The sequence below is a fragment of the Mycobacterium sp. shizuoka-1 genome, from assembly GCF_002723835.1.
Lineage (GTDB): Bacteria > Actinomycetota > Actinomycetes > Mycobacteriales > Mycobacteriaceae > Mycobacterium.
Window position 1 is genome coordinate 41,305 of record NZ_BEWG01000070.1, and the last position, 16,918, is coordinate 58,222.

The 16,918-nt window shown below is 67.8% G+C and carries 21 protein-coding genes; 14 read left to right on the forward strand and 7 right to left on the reverse strand.

All coding sequences use genetic code 11. From position 1 onward, the window contains the following. Positions 1 to 61 precede the first annotated feature (61 nt). Both MSZK_RS32110 and MSZK_RS20630 read left to right on the forward strand, forming a co-directional pair. Complete coding sequence (locus MSZK_RS32110; RefSeq protein ID WP_142389966.1) at positions 62 to 256, forward strand: hypothetical protein; 195 nt, start codon at positions 62 to 64, stop codon at positions 254 to 256. Between the two features lie 124 nt (positions 257 to 380). Continuing rightward, the gene (locus MSZK_RS20630; RefSeq protein WP_099250487.1) at positions 381 to 629 is read left to right on the forward strand and encodes a hypothetical protein; all 249 of its coding nucleotides are present in this window, start codon (positions 381 to 383) and stop codon (positions 627 to 629) included. A gap of 10 nt (positions 630 to 639) precedes the next feature. Here MSZK_RS20630 and MSZK_RS20635 read toward each other — a convergent pair whose 3' ends face one another. The 5 genes from MSZK_RS20635 to MSZK_RS20655 all read right to left on the reverse strand — a co-directional run bounded on the left by MSZK_RS20635 (position 640) and on the right by MSZK_RS20655 (position 4,014). Beyond that, positions 640 to 1,647 (reverse strand): aromatic/alkene monooxygenase hydroxylase subunit beta, encoded by a 1,008-nt coding sequence (locus tag MSZK_RS20635; protein ID WP_099250488.1) that lies wholly within the window; start codon positions 1,645 to 1,647, stop codon positions 640 to 642. 2 nt (positions 1,648 to 1,649) lie between these two features. Next, complete coding sequence (locus tag MSZK_RS20640) at positions 1,650 to 1,955, reverse strand: MmoB/DmpM family protein (RefSeq protein ID WP_099250489.1); 306 nt, start codon at positions 1,953 to 1,955, stop codon at positions 1,650 to 1,652. Positions 1,956 to 2,055: 100 nt separating this feature from the next. Beyond that, a complete protein-coding gene (locus tag MSZK_RS20645; protein WP_233211422.1) occupies positions 2,056 to 2,283 on the reverse strand; it encodes a Rieske 2Fe-2S domain-containing protein in 228 nt (75 codons plus the stop codon). Beyond that, complete coding sequence (locus tag MSZK_RS20650) at positions 2,276 to 2,521, reverse strand: toluene-4-monooxygenase system B family protein (protein WP_099250490.1); 246 nt, start codon at positions 2,519 to 2,521, stop codon at positions 2,276 to 2,278. Before MSZK_RS20650 ends, MSZK_RS20645 begins: the two co-directional genes overlap by 8 nt. Positions 2,522 to 2,529: 8 nt before the next feature. After that, positions 2,530 to 4,014 carry a YHS domain-containing protein gene (locus MSZK_RS20655; RefSeq protein ID WP_099250491.1) on the reverse strand — a complete coding sequence of 495 codons (1,485 nt, stop codon included), beginning with the start codon at positions 4,012 to 4,014 and terminating at the stop codon, positions 2,530 to 2,532. 134 nt (positions 4,015 to 4,148) lie between these two features. On the opposite strand from MSZK_RS20655, the gene MSZK_RS20660 reads away from it, so the two are divergent. The 9 genes from MSZK_RS20660 to MSZK_RS20700 all read left to right on the forward strand — a co-directional run bounded on the left by MSZK_RS20660 (position 4,149) and on the right by MSZK_RS20700 (position 12,726). Then, positions 4,149 to 4,640, forward strand: coding sequence for a carbonic anhydrase (locus MSZK_RS20660; protein ID WP_099250516.1), 492 nt, complete (start codon positions 4,149 to 4,151; stop codon positions 4,638 to 4,640). 77 nt (positions 4,641 to 4,717) lie between these two features. Further along, positions 4,718 to 5,239, forward strand: a complete 522-nt coding sequence (locus tag MSZK_RS20665; RefSeq protein WP_099250492.1) for a MarR family winged helix-turn-helix transcriptional regulator — start codon at positions 4,718 to 4,720, stop codon at positions 5,237 to 5,239. 105 nt (positions 5,240 to 5,344) lie between these two features. Beyond that, positions 5,345 to 6,268: a sulfate adenylyltransferase subunit CysD gene (gene cysD, locus MSZK_RS20670; protein ID WP_099250493.1), complete on the forward strand. Its 924-nt coding sequence runs from the start codon at positions 5,345 to 5,347 to the stop codon at positions 6,266 to 6,268. Beyond that, the gene (cysC, locus tag MSZK_RS20675) at positions 6,268 to 8,118 is read left to right on the forward strand and encodes an adenylyl-sulfate kinase (protein WP_099250494.1); all 1,851 of its coding nucleotides are present in this window, start codon (positions 6,268 to 6,270) and stop codon (positions 8,116 to 8,118) included. The genes cysD and cysC overlap by 1 nt, the downstream gene beginning before the upstream one ends. Then, positions 8,115 to 8,843: a 3'(2'),5'-bisphosphate nucleotidase CysQ gene (locus MSZK_RS20680; protein ID WP_099250495.1), complete on the forward strand. Its 729-nt coding sequence runs from the start codon at positions 8,115 to 8,117 to the stop codon at positions 8,841 to 8,843. Before cysC ends, MSZK_RS20680 begins: the two co-directional genes overlap by 4 nt. 9 nt (positions 8,844 to 8,852) lie before the next feature. Continuing rightward, complete coding sequence (locus MSZK_RS20685; RefSeq protein WP_099250496.1) at positions 8,853 to 9,452, forward strand: cysteine hydrolase family protein; 600 nt, start codon at positions 8,853 to 8,855, stop codon at positions 9,450 to 9,452. Positions 9,453 to 9,848: 396 nt separating this feature from the next. Then, positions 9,849 to 10,961 (forward strand): hypothetical protein, encoded by a 1,113-nt coding sequence (locus MSZK_RS20690; RefSeq protein ID WP_142389967.1) that lies wholly within the window; start codon positions 9,849 to 9,851, stop codon positions 10,959 to 10,961. Between the two features lie 178 nt (positions 10,962 to 11,139). Continuing rightward, positions 11,140 to 12,204: a hypothetical protein gene (locus MSZK_RS20695; protein ID WP_142389968.1), complete on the forward strand. Its 1,065-nt coding sequence runs from the start codon at positions 11,140 to 11,142 to the stop codon at positions 12,202 to 12,204. 48 nt (positions 12,205 to 12,252) lie between these two features. Beyond that, positions 12,253 to 12,726 (forward strand): RrF2 family transcriptional regulator, encoded by a 474-nt coding sequence (locus MSZK_RS20700; RefSeq protein WP_099250499.1) that lies wholly within the window; start codon positions 12,253 to 12,255, stop codon positions 12,724 to 12,726. Positions 12,727 to 12,729: 3 nt separating this feature from the next. Here MSZK_RS20700 and MSZK_RS20705 read toward each other — a convergent pair whose 3' ends face one another. Next, the gene (locus tag MSZK_RS20705) at positions 12,730 to 13,122 is read right to left on the reverse strand and encodes a VOC family protein (protein ID WP_099250500.1); all 393 of its coding nucleotides are present in this window, start codon (positions 13,120 to 13,122) and stop codon (positions 12,730 to 12,732) included. 92 nt (positions 13,123 to 13,214) lie between these two features. Here MSZK_RS20705 and MSZK_RS20710 point away from each other — a divergent pair, with 92 nt between their 5' ends. After that, positions 13,215 to 14,339, forward strand: a complete 1,125-nt coding sequence (locus tag MSZK_RS20710; protein WP_233211423.1) for a TDT family transporter — start codon at positions 13,215 to 13,217, stop codon at positions 14,337 to 14,339. Between the two features lie 4 nt (positions 14,340 to 14,343). Here the strand turns inward: MSZK_RS20710 and MSZK_RS20715 are convergent, their stop codons facing one another. Continuing rightward, positions 14,344 to 14,757, reverse strand: coding sequence for a VOC family protein (locus MSZK_RS20715; RefSeq protein WP_099250502.1), 414 nt, complete (start codon positions 14,755 to 14,757; stop codon positions 14,344 to 14,346). 80 nt (positions 14,758 to 14,837) lie between these two features. Here MSZK_RS20715 and MSZK_RS20720 point away from each other — a divergent pair, with 80 nt between their 5' ends. Beyond that, positions 14,838 to 15,740, forward strand: coding sequence for an LLM class flavin-dependent oxidoreductase (locus MSZK_RS20720; RefSeq protein ID WP_199203421.1), 903 nt, complete (start codon positions 14,838 to 14,840; stop codon positions 15,738 to 15,740). 8 nt (positions 15,741 to 15,748) lie between these two features. Continuing rightward, positions 15,749 to 16,918: an alpha-hydroxy-acid oxidizing protein gene (locus MSZK_RS20725; protein ID WP_099250504.1), complete on the forward strand. Its 1,170-nt coding sequence runs from the start codon at positions 15,749 to 15,751 to the stop codon at positions 16,916 to 16,918.

The following is a 16,918-nucleotide window of genomic DNA, read 5'->3' on the forward strand; positions in this document are numbered from 1 at the left end:
ACGGCCGAGAACGACGGGAAGCCGGGTGTTTGTGGCCGTGATGTGCGGGTAGGCCAACCAGGTGAATGGCCTCACACGCAGGGTGGCGGCACTGGCCGCGCCGGCGCTGATCGTCGTGAGCGCCTGCGCCGACAAGGGCAGCCCGGTGGAACCGACCACGACGAGCCCCAGCCCGATGACGGTGCAGACGTCCCCGCCGATGCTGCCGAGTTCATCGGTGGCCTCGGCGAGCCCGCAGCCCACCGCCGGGGGCTGACCGGCGAGGGTGCGGCCGGGGCCGAGAGGTTTCGGCCACACAGGTCACGGTTAACCCAATGCCAGCGGACTGGCAGGGAAGCCGGTCTGCGGACACCCACCGAAGACCGATTGGAAGTGTCGAGATGCCGAACATCAAAACGCTGTCCGCCGTGGTCGGCGGCAGTGCCATCGTGGCCATGGGAGCGTTGGCCGTAGCGGTCAGTGCCCCGGGTGGCGGCGGCACGATCGTGTCCGACCCGGGCACCTTCACCTCGCCGGTGACCTCCGAGATGACCACGGGGGAGACCACGAAGTCGTCCACCGCGGAGCCGACCCAGTCGCCCGAGGTGGCCACCCCGCCGGTCACCGCGACCACGCCGGAAGCGCCCTAACGCTCTGCGCTCAGCCGTGCCAGGTTTCGCGGAGCTTGGCCACCGACGCTGCGACGCGCTGCTGTACCGAGTCGACGTCGGCGGGCTGAGGTGCCGCGGCGAACGTGATTGCCAGACCGTCGGCCGCGCGGTCGGCCAGCGGTTGCCACGCCGCCACCCAGCCGTCGATGAGGTCGCGGTTGTCGGTGTTGTGGGCGATTGCATAGCGCGCCAATTCGGCGCTCCACGCCTGACTACGGACGGTGTCGACCCGGGATTCCTGCAGCAGCGCCGCGGTGAGACCGTCGGAATTGGCGGCGGCAAGGCTGACGAACGCCTCCTTGAGAAGGGCGTCGAGGGTGGGTTTGAGCACCAGGTTCAAGGCGGTGAAGGCCTCGCCCCAGTCGTAGGCGAGTAGCACCTTCTCCAGCGCCTCCCGGGCCGGTTGCCAGGCTTCGTCGGTCTCCCAGATTCGCCGGGTGGCTTCGGTATTGGCCAGGTGTGGTCCATGGGTCAGCGACAATGACTTCGCCCGGTAGGCGATCCACTGTAATGCCCGCAGTTCGTCGGCGGCCTGGAAGAAGGCCGCGTTGGTGATGTAGGCGCTGGGGGCCATCTGGCCGACGTACAGCCCGCTGATCTGCAGGATGTGCAGCGCGTAACGTGCTGGGAGGTAAACCCGTTCGAGCACCGCGACCCAGGCCGGGTCAAGGGTCTCGTCGTGGTTCAACTCCTCGTAGTGGTCGACCACACCTTCGGCGTACACCTCGCGGTCATGCTGCAGCGCGATGTAGCGGCGGTAATTCAGCGCCGCGGGGTCGCGGAAGCCCTCCCAATCCGGAGCCTGCAGCGGCGAGCCTTCGCGATGCTTGAGATACCACTGGTTGATCGCGCTGTTCGGGTCCAGGTCGAACGGTGCCGGGGTGCGGTTGAAGTGATAGTGGAATTTGCCGGTGACGGCCTCGTACTCAGTGGGCTTGCGGCGGGTGTCGCCGAGGATGCTCCAGGTCTTGAGCCGGCGGGGTGCGGCGGCGGTCATGTTCAGTCCTCTCGTTCCAGGAACCAGTGCAGTTCGTCGTCGCCGACGTAGCGCATCCGGCCGGCGAATCCGGCGATGGCCGGCTCCAGTGATGCCAACGGAATAGGTTGGCCCGCTGCGTCTTCCAAGCTCGCCCTGGTGACCCGAAGGAACCACGGCGCGTGGATGCGGACGTAGCCGGCATGATCGTCGATGGTGATCTCCGCATCGGGGTTGTCCACTGCGATCGCTTCGGTCAGGGCGTCGACCACGTCGGGGTCGAAGCCCCGCACGATCGGCCCGACAAGCTTGGGCTCGGTGCTTGTCATGTGCTCGCTCCATTCAGCAGGACCGCGATCTGGTCGCCGTCGCGGCGCACCCGGTAGTTGCGCAGCCGGCAACCCGGTGGGTTGACCCCGTTGCCGGTGGTCAAGTCAACTCCCAGCTGTGCGCCGAACAGGTCAGCACGTCGTCGACGACCTCGCCGTCACCGAGTGGGAATCCGGCGTGCGGGCAGGTGCCCTCGTAGGCGCGGATCTCCCCGGTGCGCAAGTGCGCCAACAGGATCGGCTGATCGTCCACGTAGAACTCGGCGACCTCGCCCTCCCAGAGCTCGTCGATGCTGGCCACCGGTGTCCACGCCAGCGTCTCACTCATAAAAGGCCTCGACGTGATCCAGCGGGCCCACTCCGGCCGCTCCGATCGGCGCCGCGGGATCAAGCACCGAACCGTTGTGCCGCAACCGGATCGGTGCATCCCGGCGAGCAACTCGTCGCCCGACCACGTGGTGGGCGATCTGCCGGCCCACCGAGTCGACGGTGTCGCCGTCGTCGACCGGGATGAGCAGTTCCAGGATGTCGCCCTCGAACAGGGCGGTCACGGGAAGCAGTGCCATGGTGTCTCCTACCTCTCGGCCCAGGCGTAGTCGTCGGCGTCGCGGCCCTGTTCGTCGGGGGACAGGCCGAAGTACTCCAGCACCGTGCCCAGGTCGGGCGGGCTGATTTCGCCGGAGAGCACCCGGTCGATCAGCGACTGGTGGCCGGCGAACCGCTCCGGGCGCTGGGTGAAGATCCATCGGCACGGCTCGGAGCAGAACAGGTACTTCCGGCCGTCGTGGACGTGGGTCAGCGGGGCGGGATCGGTGTGGGCGCCGACCAGCACGCCCGCGGACCGCACGATCGGCAGTTGGCACAGGTTGCAGGTGATCGGCAGCGTCTCCGGCAGGGTGGCGGCGATGTCGCCGTTGCGGACGTTCTCGGTGATCACGTCCCAGTGCTTGCCGAAGGTGCGGTTCCAACCGGGGTACTTCTCCTCGAGCCACAACCGTTCCTGAGCGGACACCCCGGCGTCGGGGTTCCACCACACCGTCGGGCGGTAGTTCCACACCCCGAGATGGATGGCGTGGTGATACCAGGTCAGCTCGTCGATGAATTCCTGCCAGTACCAGGGATAGTCGAGGCCGAAGTCGCGGAACTGGTCGGCGAACTGCTTGACCACCCAGTCCTCGATGAACTCCTTGAAGCTCATCCGGCGGCTCTCCAGCGGGGTGTAGTAGTCCATCGACAATCCGGTGAGCAGAGCGAAGATGCGCCACGACCGCCAGAACATGTGGTCGATCAGGAACTGACCCCACTCCTTCTCGCCGTTCTCGATGAGCACCTTGATGGTGGGCTCGCCCTGCTGGGCGTGCCGCGCCTCGTCGGTCTGGATCGAGGAGATCAGCGCGCCGAATTCCAGGTCGCCCACGTCGATCGCGTCGGCGGCCATCCCGAGGAACTGCAGGTTGGTGAACCCGGTCTCCAGCGTGAACGTCAGTTGCAGCGCGATCGAGGTGGCGTCGTTGGCCACGAACATGTCGTCGAACAGGTAGCGCACCGCCAGCACGATCCAGTCGTTGGTGTGAAAGGCCTTGAGCGCCCAGTCCCCGCGCGGCTCCTTGTCGAGCAGGCCGTACGGGAAGAAGGCCTGGATCTGACCGTGCCGGATCTCGTCGAGCGTCCCGAATGTCGCCGTGTTGCGCCAGGCCGCGGCGCGGCCGAACCGGCCCATCCGCGCTTCGCCGATCGAGGCCAGGTACTCGGGCATCGTGATCGCCCCGTAGTGCGCGACGATCACCGACTTCCAGCCGGGGTCGAGTGCGTCGAAGAGCTTGGAGCGGCCGATCGCGTTCTTCAGTGAGTAGGTCGTGGTGTCCTTGGTGACCTGGTTATGGACGTATTCGCGGTAGCCGATCTTGTAGGGCTCGTCCCACTTCAGCCAGCCCTCCGCGGACACGCGGTGCGAGCCGGACAGTGCCTCGGGGAACGCTTCCTCCTCGGTGACGTAGCGAAACGTCCAGTTGGTGTCGCGAGCCAGGTCGTACCAGTCGCTGCGGGAGAGTTTGGGCATGGGACGTAGGCTGCGGGAGATGCCGAGGAATCCTAAGTATTGAAATCGGGCTGATTCTCACTGGTGATCCGGGGCCGTGTGCGGCCTTACGATCCACCCGGAACGCTGTGTGCCACCCGAATCAGGAGGAATCAGTGACCGTCACCGACGAATACCTGGCCAACAACGTCGAGTACGCCAAAACATTTTCCGGACCGCTGCCGCTGCCGCCGAGCAAGCACGTCGCCGTGGTTGCGTGCATGGACGCGCGGCTGGACGTCTATCGGATCCTGGGTCTCAACGACGGGGAAGCGCACGTGATCCGCAACGCCGGCGGGGTGGTCACCGATGACGAGATCCGCTCGCTGGCGATCAGCCAGCGGTTGCTGGGCACCAAGGAGATCATCCTCATCCACCACACCGACTGCGGCATGCTGACGTTCACCGACGATGCCTTCAAGCGTGATCTGCAGGACGAGACCGGCATCAAGCCGGAGTGGGCGGCCGAGGCGTTCCCCGACGTGGAAGAGGATGTCCGGCAGTCGCTGCGCCGCATTGAGCTCAGCCCGTTCGTCACCAAGCACGAGTCGCTGCGCGGGTTCGTCTTCGACGTGGCGACGGGCAAGCTCAACGAGGTCGTTCTCTGAGGCACGGCGAAGAACGACACCCCAGCCTCGACTCGAAGATCGTCGGGGCGCTGGACCGCATCGGGGACGCGCTGCACGTGCTGGCCCGGCGCGCGGCCGAAGCCAACGACCTGTCGAGCACCCAGTTGCGGGTGCTGAGCTGGTTGTACATCGGGCCGCCGCCGGCTGCGCGCAGCACCACGCTGGCGCGCGAGCTCAACGTCTCCGATCCGACCGTCAGCGATGCGATCGGGACGCTGACCCGCAAGGGGTTGATCACCCGGCAGCGCGATCCCGCCGACGGGCGCAGTCATCAGCTGATCCTGACCGCGGCCGGCCGCAAGGTGGCCGCAGCGGTGCATCGGTGGACCGCCCCCGCCGAGATGGCTACATCCAAGCTCGACCGTGCCGAGAGCGAGCAGCTCCTCGACAGTTTGATCGCGGTGCTCGGCCAGCTACATGGTGCGGGGCTGCTGCCGGTGAGCCGGGCGTGCAGCACGTGCACCCATCTGGGGGTGGAGATGCGGCAGCCGCGCAGCTATCGCTGCCTGTTCTACGACACCCCGATGGCGGTGTCGGACCTGCGGGTGGACTGCGCTGACCATGTCACCGCCGGCTGACGTCGTCGGCACATGAACCAAACCCTTGACTTCGCCGAGCCTGCTCGTTAGATTCCGGGTTAGCTTTGTAATTCTGGTCAATCCTACCAACTTTACGAGGAAACCATGACGACGGTCGAACGGCCCATGCCTGGGCAGTACGAGCTGAGCCACCTACGGTCACTCGAGGCCGAGGCAATCCACATCATCCGTGAGGTCGCCGCCGAATTCGAACGGCCGGTACTGCTGTTCTCCGGCGGCAAGGACTCGATCGTGATGCTGCACCTCGCGATCAAGGCGTTCGCCCCCGGGCGGCTGCCGTTCCCGGTCATGCACGTCGACACCGGGCACAACTTCGAAGAGGTGATCGCCACCCGCGACGCACTCGTCGAGCGCTACGGGCTGCGGCTCGTGGTCGCCAGCGTGGAAGAGGACATCGCGGCGGGCCGGGTCGTGGACAACGGGCCCTCGCGCAACCCGCTGCAGACCGTCACCCTGTTGCGTGGCATCCGGGAGAACAAGTTCGACGCCGCGTTCGGCGGTGCCCGGCGCGACGAGGAGAAGGCCCGCGCCAAGGAGCGGGTGTTCAGCTTCCGGGACGAGTTCGGGCAATGGGATCCCAAAGCCCAGCGCCCCGAGCTGTGGAATCTCTACAACGGCCGGCACCGCAAGGGTGAGCACATCCGCGTCTTCCCGTTGTCGAACTGGACCGAATACGACATCTGGGCCTACATCGGCGCCGAGGAGATCACCCTGCCGGCGATCTACTACTCGCACACCCGCCCGGTATTCCAGAGGGACGGAATGCTGCTGGCCGTCCACGAATTCATGCAACCCGGCCCCGACGAGACGGTGTTCGAGACTGCGGTGCGCTTCCGCACCGTCGGCGACGTCACCTGCACGGGATGTGTGGAGTCCACCGCGTCCACCGTCGACGAGGTGATCGCCGAGACCGCGGTGTCCCGGCTGACCGAGCGCGGGGCCACCCGCGCCGACGACCGGATCTCTGAGGCAGGTATGGAAGACCGCAAGCGAGAGGGCTACTTCTGATGAGCACCCTGTTACGCATCGCCACCGCAGGATCCGTCGACGACGGCAAGTCCACCCTGATCGGCCGGTTGCTCTACGACTCCAAGGCCGTGATGGAAGACCAGCTGGCCGCCGTGGAGCGGACTTCGCGCGAGCGGGGCAACGACTACACCGACCTCGCGCTGGTGACCGACGGGTTGCGCTCCGAGCGCGAGCAGGGCATCACGATCGACGTCGCGTACCGCTATTTCGCCACCGCCAAGCGGAAATTCATCATCGCCGACACGCCGGGCCACATCCAGTACACCCGCAACATGGTCACCGGCACCTCGACGGCGCAATTGGTGATCGTGCTCGTCGACGCGCGGCACGGGCTGCTCGAACAGTCCCGCCGGCACGCGTTCCTGGCCTCGCTGCTGGGCGTGCAGCATGTTGTGCTGGCCGTCAACAAGATGGACCTCATCGACTGGGACCGTGAGCGTTTCGAGTGGATCCGGGAGGAGTTCCACGCCTTCGCCGCCCGGCTGGACATCCACGACGTCACCACCATCCCGATGTCGGCGCTCAACGGCGACAACGTCGTCACCAAATCGGACAAGGCTCCCTGGTACGACGGGCAACCGCTGCTGAGCCACCTCGAGGATGTGTACATCGCCGGTGACCGCAACCTGGTCGACGTGCGCTTCCCGGTGCAGTACGTGATCCGTCCGCAGACCAAAGAACACGCCGACCATCGCAGCTACGCGGGCACCATCGCCAGCGGCGTGATGCGCCCGGGCGACGAAGTCGTGGTGCTCCCGAGTGGAAAGTCCAGTCGCATCACCGCCATCGACGGGCCCACCGGTCCCGTCGAAGAGGCATTCCCCCCGATGGCGGTGTCGATCAGCCTCGCCGACGACATCGACATCTCCCGGGGCGATCTGCTGGCCCGGCCGCAGAACCAACCAACGGCCACACAGGAATTCGACGCCACGGTGTGTTGGATGGCCGACGACTCGTCGTTGGAACCGGGGCGCGACTACATCATCAAGCACACCACCCGCACCACGCGGGCCCGGGTCGGCGGCTTGGACTATCGACTGGACGTCAACACCCTGCACCGGGACAAGAGCGCAACAGCGTTGAAGCTCAACGAACTCGGCCGGGTGACGTTGCGTACCCAGGTACCGCTGCTGCTCGACGAGTACTCCCGCAACGCGGCGACCGGGTCGTTCATCCTGATCGACCCCGACACCAATGTGACGGTCGCGGCGGGCATGGTGCGCGACACCGCTCCGTCGGCGGCTCGCACCGCGTCGCCGAACACGGTGCGTCACCAGTCGCTGGTCACCGCCGGTGACCGGCTGACCAAGGGCCGCACCCTGTGGTTCACCGGCCTGTCCGGCTCCGGCAAGTCGTCGGTTGCGGTGCTGGTGGAGCAGAAGCTGCTCGAACACGGTTGCCCGGCCTACATTCTCGACGGGGACAACCTGCGGCATGGGCTCAATGCAGACCTCGGTTTCTCGATGGCCGACCGGGCCGAGAACCTGCGCCGGTTGGCGCACATCGCCACGTTGATGGCCGACGCGGGCTTGACGGTCCTGGTGCCGGTGATCAGCCCGCTCGAGGAACACCGGGAGCTGGCCCGCACGGTGCACGCCGATCAGGGGGTGGACTTCTTCGAGATCTTCGTCGACACCCCGCTGGAGGACTGCGAGCGCCGGGATCCCAAGGGCCTCTACGCCAAGGCCAGGGCGGGGGAGATCACCCACTTCACTGGGATCGACAGCCCGTATCAGCGGCCGAAGAATCCCGATCTGCGGCTCACCCCGGACCACGAGTGCGACGAGCTGGCCCAGCAGGTCATCGACATGCTGGAGAGCCAGCGATGAGTGACGACGACCTGGCCGCCACGCTGGCGACCGAGGCCGGCAAGCTGCTGCTCGACGTGCGTGCCGAGCTCGCCGACGCGCCGGCTGCGGATCGAAAGGCCGCCGGCGACAAGCGCTCTCACGACTATCTGATGGAGGCGCTGGCGAAGGCCAGACCAGCTGACGCCGTGCTCTCCGAGGAGGGCGCCGACGATCCGGTCCGGCTGCGCAGTCAGCGGGTGTGGATCGTGGATCCGCTCGACGGCACCCGGGAGTTCTCCGAGCTCGACCGTGACGACTGGGCCGTGCACGTGGCGTTGTGGCAGGACGGCGAACTGATCGCCGGGGCGGTCGCGCTGCCGGCGCAGAACGTCACCCTGGCGACTCCGGCAGTGCCGGCCCCGCCGCCGGCGCCCGCGGCCCCGCGCATCGTGGTGTCGCGCACCCGCCCGCCGGCGGTCGCGCTGCAGGTGCGTGACGCACTGGACGGCGTGCTGGTCGAAATGGGCTCCGCCGGAGCGAAAGTCGCGGCGGTGGTACAGGGCTTGGCGGATGTGTACGTCCACGCGGGCGGCCAATACGAGTGGGATTCGGCGGCGCCGGTGGCGGTGGCCAGGGCGGCCGGGCTGCACACCTCGCGCATCGACGGCTCACCGCTGCAGTACAACCGGCCCGACCCGCTGCTTCCCGATGTGGTGGTGTGCCGGCCCGAGTACGCCGAGGCGGTACTGGCCGCGACGCAGTAGCGTTGCGGCATGAGCGAACTGTCCACCCTGCGCGCACTGGCGGGGCTTCCGCTGCAACCGCCGAGTCTGGCCGACTCGACGCTGATCCTCATCGACTGCCAGAACACCTACACCCGCGGGGTGATGGAGCTCGACGGCGTGCAGGCGGCCCTGGACGAGGCCGCGGCGTTGTTGGACCGAGCCCGCACGGCCGGCATCCCGATCATCCACATCCAGCATGACGACGGTCCGGGCTCGCTGTATGACATCACCGGCGAGAGCGGGGCGATCGTGCCGCAGGTCGCGCCCCGGGACGGGGAGGCGGTGGTGGTCAAGAACTACCCGAACTCCTTCGTCGAGACCTCCTTGGATGAGCAGCTCAAGGCTCTGGGCGCCACCAATCTGGTGATCGCCGGCTTCATGACGCATATGTGCGTGAACTCCACGGCCCGGGGAGCCTTCAATCTCGGATACGCGCCGACGGTGGTTGCCGGCGCGACCGCGACTCGGGCGTTGCCGGGCCTGGACGGTACGGAGCTGGCTGCGGCGGCGTTGCAGCGCGCGAGCCTGGTGGCGCTCAGCGATTTGTTCGCTGTCGTGGTGCCGGATTCGGCCGCGGTGCCGGGCTGACACGTACGCGGGGCGTTGCCTGAGAGAATTGGGCCACGAATCTGAGAGAAATCGCCGTCGGCGGGCCACATGCGGGGTGAGTGGCGTCGACGTTGGGCCGGCTCGCAAACGATTCAAACTTAGCTGACAGTCGATCACCGCGCGGTTTTCCCATGTCGTCGCTCGGTATTGGCTTCACAAGGAGTTCCCCGTAGGGAATATTGACCACAGCGGCAAATAAATTTTTCGGCAAAACCGTTAATAATCTGTTTCCCTCAGGTTTTTCTCAGGTATCTTCAGCTTTGTCAGTGTTGACCCCCAGGCCCGGGAGGGATTGAAATGCAAATCTCCTTACGCTCACAACTCATTGCAGGAACTGCCGCGGTCGTCGGCGCCAGTGCCATCGCAATGACGCCGGTGACGCACGCCAATCTCGCTTTGCCCACTCTGCAACTGCCGTCCGCCGCCGAGGTCGCGCTGGCCGGATTCGACAGCCCGCTGTCCGAGCTTCTGGGGACTGTCAGCGCCTTCAATCAATGGATGTTGAGCGCGGACAACACCGATGCTGGCTACATCGACCTCGGGGGTCTGGCCACCGGCACCGGTGTCGGTATCGCCCAGACCATCTTCGGCTTCAGCTCCGTTGGGCTGCTGCCCCAGGTGATCAACGATCACATGCCGATCCTCACCCAGGTGGGGCTCAACGGCGCGGAGTCGCTGGAGAGCAGCCTGAACGCCGCGACGACCATCGGGTTGATCGCCAGCGAAGCGGTGTGGAACCTGCCGGGCGCGTGGGTGACGGCCACGCAGCAGGCGCTGTCCGGAAACATCCCCGGCGCCATCGCGACCCTGCAGGCCGCCATCGTGGGCCCCTTCGTGGCAGCCGGCCAGACCGCGCTGGCCGCAGGCAACTTCCTGCTGGACAACGCCGTGGCCAGGACCACGGCCCTGCTGTCGGCCGTTCCCACGCTGGTCAACCTGGTCGTGGAGAGCACCGTCGGGCAGGCTCAGGTGCTCGCGGGCTCGTTCAGCGCAGTCGCCCAGAACGTGATCACCGGCTTGACGAACCTCAACGCCGAGGAGACTTGGAACGCCGTCGTCGACGGATTCCTCGGCAAGAACGGGATCCCGGGCACGGTGCTGAACCTGACCGTCGGCGCCGGCGTGCAAACGGGAATGGCCACCGTGGTTCCCAGCATCCGCGGCGAGATTCAGCTCGCGGTCAAGGGAATCGCGACCGCGCTGTCGCAGACCGGATCCGCGCCGCCGGTTCCGCCGCCCGCCTCGGCTGTGCAGAACCCCTCGGCGTCGGCGTTGCGTGCCGCGGCTGCGCAGGAGTCCTCGCCGGCCGATGAGGGTGGAGTCGCCGCCAGCAACGAAACCGCCAAAGCCGGCGACAGTGCCTCCGCCGGCGACAACGCGGCAGGCGGTCATGCCAAGAGCGACTCGCCGAAGCCGGGATCCAAGCACGGTGTCGGCGGCTCCAAGCGGGCGGCTGCCAAGGCGTCGGCCGACAAGTCCGCGGAGTAATTTGCGGCCTTGACAAGTGCCTCTCCCTTTTTCTGCAAAAAGGGAGAGGTGCTTTGTCTTTCGCCGGCGTCAAGTTTGACGAATTAAATATCCCGAAATTGGGACTCCTCTCTTAGCTTCCTCTCAGGTACTCTTAAGCCGACTAATCGGCCGGGAGTCGCCAGGGGGTGAGCACACCGTGCGGCGGGGTTTTGGTTCGGTCTTCACCACGACAGTGGCGCTCATCGGGGCGACCGTCGTGGTTGCCAATCCGGTGACGGCACCGGCATCGGATGTCCGCGTTCCCGCCGTCACACTCTCGGCAGGCAGCACCGCCTCGCCCGCCGCGCTCGACCGAGCCCTGCTCGATGTGCTCGCCCAGGACCACCCCGAGACGCGGCCCGTGGAGCTGGTGAAGCGATCGCTGGCCGGCGTCGTCGCCGACGTCGCCCTGTTCGGCGGCCAGGCGGTCGAGGGCGCCATCACCCGGCCGGTGGTGGAGCCGAGACCGGTGCCCGCTCCGCCGCCCCTGTCGTCTCCGTCGTCCCGGTCGGTTGCCAACTTGCTCAGTGGGACACCGCCGACCACGCCGGCCGTGCACGTCGCCCCGACCGCGATCGAGAACCCCGCCCTGGCGCAGGCGGTGACATCGGTGGCCGACTACGTCGGCTATGTGAGTGTGCAAGCGGTCGACGCCACCGCCGCAGCCGGAACGATCGGCGCGGCCGGACCCCAGTACATCGCCGACACCCTCGTCGCGCTCACCCACGGCGACGTCGACACGGCCATCACCACTGCGCTGCGGACGGCGGCGGCGCCCCTGCGCCCGCCCTCGGCGGTGGTGACGGCCATCCGCACCGAAGTGCGCAAGCAGTTGACCGAGCTGGCCGACCGGCTCAGGCGGTCGGTGCCGCCCCCGCCGAGAGTCTGGCGGATCCCACGGCCGGCCACCGCCGAGCGCGCGCCGTCGCTGCGCGTCACGCTGGGCCATCGGCGGAACACCACAGCCACAGCCACACCGGCCGCCCCCACGCCGAGCGCCGACCGTGCCGACGCGGAGCCGGCGAAGCCGACGGCGGTCAACGGCGCCACCGATCTGACCGACGGCAACAAGGCCGTCCCGCGCGCCAAGGCCCCACAGGCCGCCCTGCGCCAGCGCACCGTCGCGCCGCTGAACCAGGTGCGTGACTCCCTGCAGCGCCTCGGCGACACCCTGCGCAAGGCCGTGACGCCGCACCGGCCGCACCGAACGCACCGGCACTAAGCGCGGTGAGCGGCCGACCGCGACCGGCGCAGTGGCAGAATTCGCGGCATGCGGATGTCAGCGAAGGCGGAATACGCCGTTCGCGCCATGACCCAGCTCGCATCCGTCGACAGCGGCGTCTTGGTCAAGACCGAGGATCTGGCCAAAGCCCAGGGCATTCCCGCGCAGTTCCTGGTCGACATCTTGTCTGATCTGCGCACCGACCGGCTGGTCCGCAGCCACCGCGGTCGCGACGGCGGGTACGAACTCGGCCGTCCTGCCGCCGAGATCAGCGTCGCCGACGTGCTGCGCTGTATCGACGGACCGCTGGCGAGCGTGCGTGACATCGGCCTGGGCGATCTGCCCTACAGCGGACCGACGGCCGCGCTGACCGACGTCTGGCGTGCGCTGCGCGCCAGCATGCGCGCGGTGCTCGAAGAGACCAGCTTGGCCGACGTGGCCGGCGGACGGCTTCCCGACCACGTCGCCCACCTGGCCCGCGACTACCTCAGTCAGGAGGACCGGCGCGGCCACAGCGGCTGAGCCTCAGCGCGGCCCGGATCCATACGGTCGGGTGATGATCTCCAGGAAGTGGCCGGCGGGATCTCGGAAGTACACGCCGCGACCGCCGTCGTTGCGATTGATCTCGCCCGGCCGAGCCGCCCGCGGGTCGGCCCAGTGCGGCAGCCCGCGATCGCGGATCTTGCGGTAGATCGCGTCGAAGTCCTCGTCTGCGACCAGGAAGGCGTAGTGCTGCGGATGGACGACCTCCCCGGCAGGCACCTCGGCGTAGTCGAGGCTGAGTCCGTGCTCGAGCGTGACAGCCAGAAAGTGGCCCGCGGGCACCGCATCTGGGAGCCCGAACAGCTCGGTCAAGAACCGGGCCGACGAGTGCTTGTCGTGTGCCGCGACGATGGTGTGGTTCAACGCGATGGCCATTAGCGCTACCAGTCAAGCACTTTCGCTGGTAAGGGGCAATGAACACCGGCTCGCCCGATCGCCACCGGTGAATGCCGTACCGTCTCTGGCTTATGGCGACACCGCAGACCCGTGGCGAAGTGCTGGGCAATATCGGGCCCAACTGGTTCGCATCGGTGATGGGCACCGGAATCGTGGCGACTGCGGGCGCGACGCTCCCGGTCCACGTGTGGGGATTGCGGGGCTTCGCCCAAGCGGTGTGGGCCGTCGCCGCGGTGCTGCTGCTGGTGCTGATCGTGGTGGTCGGCGGCCACTGGCTGCGGCACCCGACCGTCGCGCGCAGCCACGCCAGGAACCCGCAGATGGCGCACTTCTACGGGGCGGCGCCGATGGCGCTGCTGACCGTCGGTGGCGGGGCGGTGCTGATCGGCCGTGACCTCATCGGCGTGCGCCTAGCGGTCGACCTGGATTGGGTGCTGTGGACGGCGGGCACGATCGGCGGACTGTTCACCGCGGTCAGCATCCCGTTCTTGATGTTCACCCAGCACAACGTCGAACCTGACGCCGCGTTCGGTGGGTGGCTGATGCCGGTGGTGCCGCCGATGGTGTCGGCGGCCAACGGTGCGTTGCTGATCCCGCACATGGCGCCGGGCACCGGCCGCACCACCATGCTCTACGGCTGCTACGCGATGTTCGGGCTGTCGTTGGTGGCCGCGTTCATCATCATCACGCTGATCTGGAGCAGGCTGGCGCTGTATGGGACATCAGGCACCGCCCGGGTGCCCACGCTGTGGATCGTGCTCGGCCCGCTGGGTCAATCCATCACCGCCGCAGGACTTCTCGGGCTCACCGCGGCGCTGGCCGTCAGCCCGGATCTGGCTGACAACTTCAACGCGTTTGCGATCATCTACGGAGTGCCGGTCTGGGGTTTCGCGGTGCTGTGGATCGCGCTGGCCGCCTCGCTGACGGTGCGCACGCTGCGCCGCGGGATGCCGTTCGCGCTCACCTGGTGGAGCCTGACGTTCCCGGTCGGCACCTTCGTCACCGGCACCACGCAGCTGGCCGTGCACACCGAACTGCCTGCCTTCAAGGTGGCCGCGGTGATCGCCTATGTCGGACTGCTGAGCACCTGGTTGCTGGTCGCGGTGCGCACCGCCCGGGGAAGCCTGCGCGGCAATCTGTTCCAGCCGCCGCCCAATCCCGGGCCGGTGCGGGCGAGCAAGGATCCCGCGCCGTGAGACCCTACTTGCGGGCGATCAGTTCCAGGGCGATGTTGTCGGGGTCCCGAAACTCCAGGATGTAGGCCGCGCCGATGTCCTTGATCGGCTCGTGGCGGATGCCGAGCGAGTCAAGGTGAGCTGCGGCCTGCTCGAGCTCGGGCAGACCGGACAGCCCGAAGGCCAGATGGTCCAGGCCCACCCGGTCCTCGTGGAAGGTCCCGGTGCCGGTCGGGCGCAGCCCGAGCAGCCCCTCGCCGACGCGGTAGATGACGCCGCCGAACAGGAACGACAACCGCTCGCGGGTGGCGGAGTCGGCGTCCGGGGGTAGCTCGGCGTAGACCGGCCAGGCGAAGACGCTGTCGTAGAAGCGGCGGGAGGCGTCGATGTCGGTGACGGTGAGCCGCACGTGAGCGAGGGCGGTGGTGGCGATCGGCATGGGACTCATCGTGTCAGTAGCGGCCGAACCGCGCGGCCACCCCCGGCGGTCGTGCCAGAATCGCGGTCGTGCAGATTGGGATGACCCTGCCGGTGATGGAACCGGACCTCGACGCAAACATCCTCAAGCGGTGGGCCCAGGCCATCGACCAGGGACCGTTCTCCTCGCTGTGCTGGGGTGAGCGGATCGCCTTCGGCAATCCGGACTCGATGACCCTGCTGGGAGCGCTGTCGGGCTGGACCGAGCGAGTTCCGCTCGTGGCCACGGTGGTGGTGCCTCAGCTCCACGATCCGGTGATGCTGGCCAAGGCGCTGGCCACCGGTGACCTGCTCAGCGGCGGACGGCTGACCGTCGGGCTGGGGGTGGGCGGCCGCCACGAGGACTACCGCGCCGCCGGCGCCGACCCCAAGACTCAGACCATGCGGGAGATGGCCGATCGAGTGGCGATCATGAAGCGGGTCTGGGCGGGGGAGAAGGTGACCGAATCGGTGCTGCCGGTCGGACCGCTGCCCGCCCGCGACGGGGGACCGCGGTTGTTGGTCGGCACCACCGGACCCAAGACGCTGCGCAGCGCGGCGCCGTGGGCCGAGGGCATCGCCGGGATCTCCCTGGACCTCGACCTGGACAAGCAGAACGAGCTGTTCGACGTCGCCCGCGAGGCCTGGGCGGCCGCGGACAAGCCCGAACCGCATCTCGCGACGTCGTTCTGGTTCGCCCTCGGCGACGGGGCGGCGCCACGAGCCCAGGTGACCCGGCACCTGCTGCACTACATGAACTGGATTCCGCGCGAGGTGGTCGAAGCGATCGCGCCCACCACCGGGTGGGCGGGCACCGACGAGGAACTCGTCGCCGTGTTACGCGGCTTCGCCGCGATCGGAACCAGCGAGGTCCACCTGATCCCGACCAGCACCGACATCGGCCAGCTGCACCGCGTCGCGGATCTGGTCGGTGAAGTGTCCGCCCCAACCGACGTTTCGGCCTAGGACGAACCATGACCCAGCCGTACGGCAACTACCAGATCGAGATCTACTTCCAGGGACTCACCGGCGTGCTGCCCAGCCTGCCGATGTCCTTTGCCGAGCTGGAAGCCCGTGCTGCCCAGACTCTTTCGCCGTCGATCTGGTCTTATGTCGCCGGCGGCGCCGGCGATGAGCGCACCCAGCGCGCCAACGTGACCGCGTTCGACCAGTGGGGTGTGATCCCGCGGATGCTGGTCGGCGCGACCGAGCGGGATCTGTCGGTTCAGCTGTGGGGGCGGCGCTGGCCGGCCCCGGTGTTCATGGCGCCGATCGGGGTGATCGGTTTGTGCACCGCCGACCGGCACGGCGACCTTGCCGCCGCGCGTGCCGCGGCCGCCACCGGCGTTCCGATGTGCGTCTCGACCCTGACGATGGACCCACTGGAGCAGGTGGCCGCCGAATTCGGAGACACCCCAGGCCTTTTCCAGCTGTACACACCGGTCGACCGTGAGCTGGCAGAGAGCTTCGTCCACCGCGCCGAGGCCGCCGGATACACCGGCATCGTGGTGACCCTGGACACCTGGGTGCCGGGCTGGCGGCCCCGCGACCTGTCGACCGCCAACTTCCCGCAGCTGCGCGGCCTGTGCCTGTCCAACTACACCAGCGACCCGATCTTCCGAGCCAAATGCGACGGCGATGTCGACGCCGACCCCCGCAATGCGGTACTGCCGTGGGTCAGCAACTTCGGGAATTCGTTGAGCTGGAACGACTTGGCGTGGCTGCGGTCGCTGACCTCGCTGCCGCTCATCCTCAAGGGCATCTGCCATCCCGACGATGCCCGCCGCGCCATCGACGCCGGCGTGGACGGCATTTACTGCTCCAATCACGGTGGCCGCCAGGCCAACGGCGGTCTTCCGGCACTCGATTGCCTGCCCGACGTGGTGGAGGCCGCCGGTGATGTGCCGGTGTTGTTCGATTCCGGCGTGCGCTCCGGCGCCGACATCGTCAAGGCGCTGGCGATGGGGGCCGCCGCGGTCGGCATCGGCCGGCCCTACGCCTACGGTGCAGCGCTGGCCGGTACCGACGGGATCGTGCATGTGCTGCGGTCGATGTTGGCCGAGGCGGACCTGATCATGGCGATCGACGGCTACCCGAGCATCGGCGAGCTGACCCGCGCCGCGCTGCGGCCCGTGCGACAGTAA

Excerpts from the sequence above, each read along its gene's own strand:
- MSZK_RS20725 (WP_099250504.1), top strand. The coding sequence starts at position 15,749 with ATGACCCAGCCGTACGGCAACTACCAGATCGAGATCTACTTCCAGGGA.
- MSZK_RS20655 (WP_099250491.1), bottom strand. The coding sequence starts at position 4,014 with ATGCCCAAACTCTCCCGCAGCGACTGGTACGACCTGGCTCGCGACACC.
- MSZK_RS20645 (WP_233211422.1), bottom strand. The coding sequence starts at position 2,283 with ATGAGTGAGACGCTGGCGTGGACACCGGTGGCCAGCATCGACGAGCTC.
- MSZK_RS20640 (WP_099250489.1), bottom strand. The coding sequence starts at position 1,955 with ATGACAAGCACCGAGCCCAAGCTTGTCGGGCCGATCGTGCGGGGCTTC.
- MSZK_RS20635 (WP_099250488.1), bottom strand. The coding sequence starts at position 1,647 with ATGACCGCCGCCGCACCCCGCCGGCTCAAGACCTGGAGCATCCTCGGC.
- MSZK_RS20650 (WP_099250490.1), bottom strand. The coding sequence starts at position 2,521 with ATGGCACTGCTTCCCGTGACCGCCCTGTTCGAGGGCGACATCCTGGAA.
- MSZK_RS20700 (WP_099250499.1), top strand. The coding sequence starts at position 12,253 with ATGCGGATGTCAGCGAAGGCGGAATACGCCGTTCGCGCCATGACCCAG.
- MSZK_RS20710 (WP_233211423.1), top strand. The coding sequence starts at position 13,215 with ATGGCGACACCGCAGACCCGTGGCGAAGTGCTGGGCAATATCGGGCCC.
- cysC (WP_099250494.1), top strand. The coding sequence starts at position 6,268 with ATGAGCACCCTGTTACGCATCGCCACCGCAGGATCCGTCGACGACGGC.
- MSZK_RS20720 (WP_199203421.1), top strand. The coding sequence starts at position 14,838 with ATGACCCTGCCGGTGATGGAACCGGACCTCGACGCAAACATCCTCAAG.
- cysD (WP_099250493.1), top strand. The coding sequence starts at position 5,345 with ATGACGACGGTCGAACGGCCCATGCCTGGGCAGTACGAGCTGAGCCAC.
- MSZK_RS20680 (WP_099250495.1), top strand. The coding sequence starts at position 8,115 with ATGAGTGACGACGACCTGGCCGCCACGCTGGCGACCGAGGCCGGCAAG.
- MSZK_RS20630 (WP_099250487.1), top strand. The coding sequence starts at position 381 with ATGCCGAACATCAAAACGCTGTCCGCCGTGGTCGGCGGCAGTGCCATC.
- MSZK_RS20685 (WP_099250496.1), top strand. The coding sequence starts at position 8,853 with ATGAGCGAACTGTCCACCCTGCGCGCACTGGCGGGGCTTCCGCTGCAA.
- MSZK_RS20705 (WP_099250500.1), bottom strand. The coding sequence starts at position 13,122 with ATGGCCATCGCGTTGAACCACACCATCGTCGCGGCACACGACAAGCAC.
- MSZK_RS20715 (WP_099250502.1), bottom strand. The coding sequence starts at position 14,757 with ATGCCGATCGCCACCACCGCCCTCGCTCACGTGCGGCTCACCGTCACC.